General features: G+C 41.3%; 7 protein-coding genes and 2 pseudogenes. 3 read left to right on the top strand and 6 right to left on the bottom strand.

From position 1 onward, the window contains the following. Positions 1 to 117: 117 nt before the first annotated feature. A complete protein-coding gene (locus QZL64_RS02375) occupies positions 118 to 615 on the bottom strand; it encodes a hypothetical protein (RefSeq protein ID WP_021840444.1) in 498 nt (165 codons plus the stop codon). A gap of 117 nt (positions 616 to 732) precedes the next feature. Beyond that, on the bottom strand, positions 733 to 2,055 hold the full coding sequence (locus tag QZL64_RS02370) for a helix-turn-helix domain-containing protein (RefSeq protein ID WP_021840443.1): 1,323 nt from the start codon (positions 2,053 to 2,055) through the stop codon (positions 733 to 735). A 229-nt stretch (positions 2,056 to 2,284) separates the two neighbouring features. Here QZL64_RS02370 and QZL64_RS14640 point away from each other — a divergent pair. Together QZL64_RS14640 and QZL64_RS14635 are read left to right on the top strand one after the other, a co-directional pair. Then, positions 2,285 to 2,443, top strand: a pseudogene (locus QZL64_RS14640) (maltose acetyltransferase domain-containing protein); the annotation flags it as partial. A gap of 234 nt (positions 2,444 to 2,677) precedes the next feature. Further along, a pseudogene (locus tag QZL64_RS14635) lies at positions 2,678 to 2,851 on the top strand (DapH/DapD/GlmU-related protein); the annotation flags it as partial. A gap of 75 nt (positions 2,852 to 2,926) precedes the next feature. Here the strand turns inward: QZL64_RS14635 and QZL64_RS02360 are convergent. From QZL64_RS02360 to QZL64_RS02345, 4 genes are read right to left on the bottom strand one after another with little or no spacing between them, the layout of a single operon-like run. Beyond that, a complete protein-coding gene (locus QZL64_RS02360; RefSeq protein ID WP_296309202.1) occupies positions 2,927 to 3,583 on the bottom strand; it encodes a DsbA family protein in 657 nt (218 codons plus the stop codon). A gap of 8 nt (positions 3,584 to 3,591) precedes the next feature. Then, positions 3,592 to 3,951, bottom strand: coding sequence for a phenylpyruvate tautomerase MIF-related protein (locus QZL64_RS02355; protein ID WP_021840440.1), 360 nt, complete (start codon positions 3,949 to 3,951; stop codon positions 3,592 to 3,594). Further along, on the bottom strand, positions 3,951 to 4,820 hold the full coding sequence (locus QZL64_RS02350; RefSeq protein WP_021840439.1) for an alpha/beta fold hydrolase: 870 nt from the start codon (positions 4,818 to 4,820) through the stop codon (positions 3,951 to 3,953). The genes QZL64_RS02355 and QZL64_RS02350 overlap by 1 nt, the downstream gene beginning before the upstream one ends. Next, positions 4,817 to 5,848, bottom strand: a complete 1,032-nt coding sequence (locus QZL64_RS02345) for an NADH:flavin oxidoreductase (RefSeq protein ID WP_021840438.1) — start codon at positions 5,846 to 5,848, stop codon at positions 4,817 to 4,819. Before QZL64_RS02345 ends, QZL64_RS02350 begins: the two co-directional genes overlap by 4 nt. A 140-nt stretch (positions 5,849 to 5,988) precedes the next feature. Here QZL64_RS02345 and QZL64_RS02340 point away from each other — a divergent pair, with 140 nt between their 5' ends. Further along, complete coding sequence (locus tag QZL64_RS02340; protein ID WP_021840437.1) at positions 5,989 to 6,345, top strand: winged helix-turn-helix transcriptional regulator; 357 nt, start codon at positions 5,989 to 5,991, stop codon at positions 6,343 to 6,345. Positions 6,346 to 6,385 lie beyond the last annotated feature (40 nt).

Genomic DNA, 6,385 nt, shown 5'->3' with positions numbered 1-6,385 from the left:
AGCCACACACACTTTTTGTCCTATAAGCCAAACAAAAGAAGCTTTTTTGCACCTTCCAAAAAGTCTAACTTAATGGATTGCAAAAAGCTTCTTTTATATTATCCTCTTTTATTTATCTTAGTCTTCAATGCCATACATACGCTTTCTATATGCCTTATTACTCCGTACTATAGCACGATTTAAATTATCTAAATAAAGGTCAACAGCAGTTGCCAATAGCTCAATTCTTTCCTCAAAATCTGCTAAACGATCCGAATCCCACTGTAGTTCGTCACTCATTTCCTCAATATTAGTAAGTTGCATGTCAATTAAATTAGCCGTGAATATAATCCTTAAAAATGCCTCCTCCAAAGCTTTCATATCAACAATTGTCAGCATTTGCCGTTCTAACCATTCCCCTAACTCACCGACCAATTCTCCTATTGTTTTAAGATTAATTTCCAGAGGAATATTATTGCTTCTTAAGTCTTTACATACATCTTCTTGTTGTGTTAATTCATAGGCCCTTTCAGCATACATTTGAATCATTTCTTTATATAGCTTACAAATAAATAACCCTCTTACATTGTATACCGGTATATGCCCCTCTAAATCAAAAAACCTATTCTTTCCCATATAAGCCCCCTTTACTACATTCCCCCTAAAAAAATATAGCAATACAAATTAATCCAAATGATTAATCCATATTACTATATTTCTACGCATTTTAAAATTATCCTTCTCACCTAAATATTAGCTATTAATATACGCTCGAGGCGAGGTATTAAAGTGTCTTTTAAATGCCTTATAAAAATTACTGGTATTACTGTATCCCAGCATACCGGCAATCATTTCAACCGACAAATCAGTACCTCGAAGCAGTGACGCTGCTCTATCCATGCGATGGGCCGTCACAATTTCACTGAAGGACTGGCCCGTTTCCTGGCGAATCAAATTGGAAATATAATTCGGATGATACGCCAAATCAGCGGCCATTTGTTTCAACGAAACAGAAGCTACATGGGTGCTGATATATTGCATAATCTGATCGATGAGACTGCTCGAATTAACGCCATCTGTCACCTGTTGTTGCGCTTTCTGTTCACGAGCCACACCTAATAGTAGGGCCGCCACGAGGGACTGCAAAATAGCCTGTGTGTCCTCTTGTACTGTGGCAAATTCAAGCACCATTAATTCCAACAAACGACGCACATAGTGAGGCTTTTGAAAGTGCAGATGAATAAAGTTTTCAGAAAATTCATTATTCTGCGGCTCCAAGAAGAAATTAAATACCTTCTGATCAGCCGCCAAAATCGGAAAGAACGTCTTAAAGAACGTTTCTTTTTGAATCAAGACGCCGATAATTATAATCTCTTCCTTACTGTCCCCTTGAAGCGCATAACCCGTATAGGGCTGCCCGATATAGCATTCATTTTCCTTAACTTTAATATAGTTATCCTTCGTATAACTAAGTGCCCCATAATCACCTTGATAGGCAAAGTTTAAGAAAAAGAAGTCATGACGATGAAAGGCCTCTTCAATATGCTGACCTTTAAAAACGCAAATCATGATGGTTTCGTCTTCTTTGCCCGGCCATTGATAGGCTCGCTCCGGATGCGTGTCCCCGGATGATCTAAGCTTTGGCCAGTGTTCGGTAATAAAAGCATTGCCCAATTGAGTAAACGCCTCATTGAGCTCTTGCTGTTCCGCTGAGGTAGTATCTTCATTCGTAGTAGTGGATTCTCCCTTTATTGATTCAGGAGTTTCTTGTTTGACTACCACTGCCGCATCATCTTTTGCCATAGCCGTTGCCAACACAGTTTTCTTTGCTGACCCGACTTTCAGCGTGTCTAATTTAGACATTTCTGTTTCAGATGTTTCCTCTTTAGTAGCTATATTCCCTTTCACGGATACTGACTTCTGCTTATTCTTTTTTACCTTCTTATCCTGAAGTTTTTTATTTTGTTTTTTATTTTGTTTCTTCTTAGATTTTTTCTTCTTTTTATTTTCCGTCTTCTTGGAAAGCTTCTTCTTAGCTTTCTTCAATTTATCTTTATCCTTGCGCTTTTTTGCCATAACAGATGCATAATACCTTTCTAGTTCTTCGTAATCTTCTTTTTAGTATATCATCAATCTTAAGATTTGCCACTATATATCTTACGTTTTACCGTCGTCAGTATGACGTAAGCCGATTATACTGTGGGTACAGCCAATCCGTTACCACTCTCGGCCGAAGATTATTTAACTATTTTTGAAAAATCCTATCGTTAATTTTCAATGCTAACGCACAACAAAAGGAGGACATATGACTGAACTTGAAAAATTAAACGCCGGTTTGCCTTATAATTTTATGGATCCCGAAGTAGACGCTCTTAAACTAAATGCCGTAAAAGGTTGTGAAGAGTTAAACTCCATCAGTGCCGCAGACTATGAAGCTCGTGAGACCGTAATCCGCAATTTATTTGGTAAAGTCGGCAAAAATCCGGTAATATTGCCTCGCTTTGTCTGTGATAACGGCAAAAACATTTTTGTCGGTGACAATTTTCTGATTAATTTCAACGGTGTTATTCTGGATATTGCGCCTGTTACCATTGGCGATAATGTTATGATTGGGCCGAACGCACTTATTATCACGGTCAATCACCCACTAAAAGCCAGCGAACGACGCAATCACATGGCTGTGGCCACACCGGTAACCATCGGTAATGATGTATGGATTGGTGGTAATGTAACATTTCTTCCCGGTGTAACTATCGGCGATAAAGCTGTCATCGCCGCCGGAGCCGTAGTAACCAAAGACGTGCCGTCTAATACCGTAGCCGGCGGTGTACCGGCTCGTGTAATTAAAGAATTGCCGGAAGAAGACCAATAGACAGATAAAAATTTAATTTTATGCATCAAAAATGCCGCATCGAACCCGATGCGGCATTTAGCATTTTATATTCAATCACGCTTTCATGCGTTCTATGATATTTACAAATTCTTCATAATTGGCAAGCCCATTCACAAGTGCCGCCTTTTCACCATATTCAATAAGACAGATTGGCAAACTGTGAATATTCAAAGCGTGTCGCAAGCGGAGATCTTCTTCAAAGGCCTTGGCGGCACTGCCGTTTTCAAAATAGCGAAGAAATTCATCTGTATCTAAATCGGACGCCTTAGCTACCGCTACTAACTCATCGATTCGCGTAGTCTGTCGGGTCTCGACAATCGTCGCCCGTCGCAAGCGAAGCAAAAACTCATCAGCCTTCACGGGGTCACAAAGCTGAGCGGCCTTGTAGGCAATGCACAGCGGATAGGATGACCGGTGGTCCGCATCAAAGAGGTGAAACCCCTCCATATTAATGGGTAGCCCACCAATGCTTTCCTCGCTTTTATAAATCTGTGCCAACCGCTTATTATATACGCGAATCCCGTCTTCAGCCGGCAACGCCAATTCTTGCGGCAACATAAAATCGGCCACATCGCGCACCAGCCCACTCATTACATACTTAAAAACAAGCTCTTCGCCGAAATGGTTAGCCAATTTTTCATAAACCGGCTCTTGCTCATAGGAAAGACCCATCATCGGATCCGTAAAAGTTATAAGGATAATCTTTTTCATAGTATTCATCAGTATCGGTTACGGTCGATAAACTGACCACCCACCGACCACGCCTTAATATCATAAAATTTTATATAAATATTTTCTGTCGGAATATCGAGAACGTCCTGAAAGGCAGCCGTCATCTCGGCGCCGAAGTCACTAAAGCCGACATGAGCTTCATTACCGAAAAGGCTGGCTTCTATATAGGCAATTTTCTGCTGTCCGTCACCGCGAAGATAAAGTGACTGATTGGCTTCGAGACCAAACAATAAGTAATTTTCATTCAACCCCGGCACACGCTCAATAGCTTTGCCCATGCGCGATTTAATAACTGTCTCCTGTTCACGACTGACAGGTGTATTAACTTTCGCCATTACAAACGGCATTACTGCTCCCTCCATTCTTGTAGCTGTTCCAGAATACGGTCGGCAACTTCCTGATGTTTCATCTGATAGGTATGACCGGTTTTTTCAATAAAAATCAACTTATTTTCTGCAGCCGTTGGCATATGATTATTCAAATTGCGTAAAAACTCCGACGGATCGCCATCCGTAAAATTATCATAGGTGCCCACAAGTAACGCCCCCGTATGAGTAAGCTTCGCGGCTTGTGAAAAATCACCCTTCGGCGAGGTATGCACATTATTGAGTAATCCTGAAAATTGCCAATCCCACGCCGTATGAGCGATACATTCTACCCAGCCCATAAACGGAAACGGCAATCGTTTATCTCCATCACCACGCTCAACTTGGTCTTTAATCAATCGTTTTTCATAGTCTGTAACACCCGACATCATATACGTCAGGTTAGCGGGCGACAGTAAAAAGAACCGTTCTACGCGCTCATCATGATGGCGCGACAGATAATAGATAACCTTATTGGCTCCCAAGGAGTGGCCGGCCAAAATGATATGCTTATAACCGGCGTTCTCCGCAAAGGTCAGATAAGCATCAATATCTTCATCCGGATAGGCAAAACGCTCATTCCACGAGCCGATAAGTTCCTCTTTGCCCGTCTTCACATTGACGGTAGGAATTTCACCGAATGCATCATTTGTCTGGGCATAGATAAAATCAATGTTTCCACTATTAAGGGTATCCCCGATATTATAATAAAACGGATTGGAATAAAAATTACCGTGAATACCTGTGATGGCAATCATCACAGTATCTGACGTCCGCTTCTCTTCTTGACGGAAAAGAACGCCGTTTAGAACCACACCGCGCTTCGTCGGCACATCCAAACGAAACTTCATACATTATCACTCTTTCTAAAAATACACTGATGGAAGGATGAGGCGTAACAAGCATTACAGGAAATACACTTCGCCTCTAGAGCTTCACCGCTTTTCATTTTATTGGGTAAATCCGGTTCTCGCAAAAGGGGGCGAGACAAAGAAATCATTTCTATTTTAGTTTTATTTAGTATCTCTTCCATTGTATCGAGGCTTCGTAAACCACCGACCAAAATAATCGGCGTATCCACGGATTTGGCCAATGTATCGGCAAATTTCAAGAAATAGGCTTCGTTTTTATGTGGTCGAATACCGGCCACGGACGTACCATTACCACTTACCTCGATAGAATCGATACCGGCGTCGGCCAGTAAGCGGCACATAACCAAGCTTTCAGCTTCATCCAAACCGCCATAGGTAAAGTCACTGCTGTTAATTTTTGCCGTAATATGCAATTGTGGCGCTTTTTCACGAATACCGTTAATGATTTCCACCACCAAGCGGGTACGATTGGCAATACTGCCACCATATTCATCCGTTCTGTGATTGACAGCAGGCGATACAAAACGACTCAAAAAGAAGAAATGGGCCACATGAATTTGCACACCGTCAAAGCCCGCTTTAGCCGCACGGACACCGGCTTCAATAAATTGGTCGCGCACCATATGAATCTCTTCTATCGTCATATTATCCGGTTCAACCTGCTCAAAGCGACCGTTCGTTTCACGATAATAGGCACCAAGGGCTAACTGGGTAATCACCGGCACATCTTGGGCATGGATTACGTCGGTAAGTGTCTTATATTGCGGAATCAAGGCATCATCGGATAACCGCATCATCCCGTCAAAATAGTAATCATTGGCGGCCACGCTGGTAAACCCGGTAATAATGATACCAACACCACCTTTGGCCAACTCATCATAAATCTCATACGCTTTTTCCGTCACACTGCCGTCGCGATTAGCTAAACCTTCCCAAGTAGCGGAACGAACCAAACGATTTTTTGCTTTCAAATTTTTTAATTCAATTGTATTAAAAAGACTTTTCATTAATTTCACACTCCTTAGTATTATGAATTATATTAAATCACATTGATTTTTCTCTATATCTACATTATAATTATTTACAACATAAAAACAAGAAGGATGTTTTTTCTTCGTCAATATAAAAAGTATACTATGGAGGCTCTATGACACAAAAACCACTACCTAAAGATAAAAACATTTACGACACCGATTGTCCCATCCTGTATGCCATGGAGATAATCGGCCAAAAATGGAAACTTCCCATTCTTTGGTATATATGCGACGCCGAAAACCAAACACTTCGCTATAAGGAACTGGAGCGAAAAGTTGTCGGCATTACCGCCACAATGCTAACCAAATGTTTGCGCGAATTGGAACAAGATAGGCTGATATCAAGAAAACAGTACAATACCATTCCACCAACCGTTGAGTATTCAATTGCGGAACGGGGCAAGCTATTGATGCCCGCCCTCCAATCCATATATGATTGGGGCGAATCCCAGATGAACGAAAAAGAATAAACAAAAACAGGTTCTATAATTTATTTTGGGGCGCTAAAGA

It is taken from the genome of Veillonella sp. CAG:933 (assembly GCF_000431435.1).
Classification (GTDB): Bacteria; Bacillota; Negativicutes; order Veillonellales; family Veillonellaceae; genus Veillonella_A.
The sequence above is the reverse complement of the archived record's forward strand: the minus strand, read 5'-3'. Positions and strand labels throughout refer to the sequence as shown.

Coding starts and splice junctions, on each gene's coding strand:
- QZL64_RS02345 (WP_021840438.1), bottom strand. CDS start 5,848: ATGAAAAGTCTTTTTAATACAATTGAATTAAAAAATTTGAAAGCAAAA.
- QZL64_RS02355 (WP_021840440.1), bottom strand. CDS start 3,951: ATGCCGTTTGTAATGGCGAAAGTTAATACACCTGTCAGTCGTGAACAG.
- QZL64_RS02375 (WP_021840444.1), bottom strand. CDS start 615: ATGGGAAAGAATAGGTTTTTTGATTTAGAGGGGCATATACCGGTATAC.
- QZL64_RS02370 (WP_021840443.1), bottom strand. CDS start 2,055: ATGGCAAAAAAGCGCAAGGATAAAGATAAATTGAAGAAAGCTAAGAAG.
- QZL64_RS02360 (WP_296309202.1), bottom strand. CDS start 3,583: ATGAAAAAGATTATCCTTATAACTTTTACGGATCCGATGATGGGTCTT.
- QZL64_RS02350 (WP_021840439.1), bottom strand. CDS start 4,820: ATGAAGTTTCGTTTGGATGTGCCGACGAAGCGCGGTGTGGTTCTAAAC.
- QZL64_RS02340 (WP_021840437.1), top strand. CDS start 5,989: ATGACACAAAAACCACTACCTAAAGATAAAAACATTTACGACACCGAT.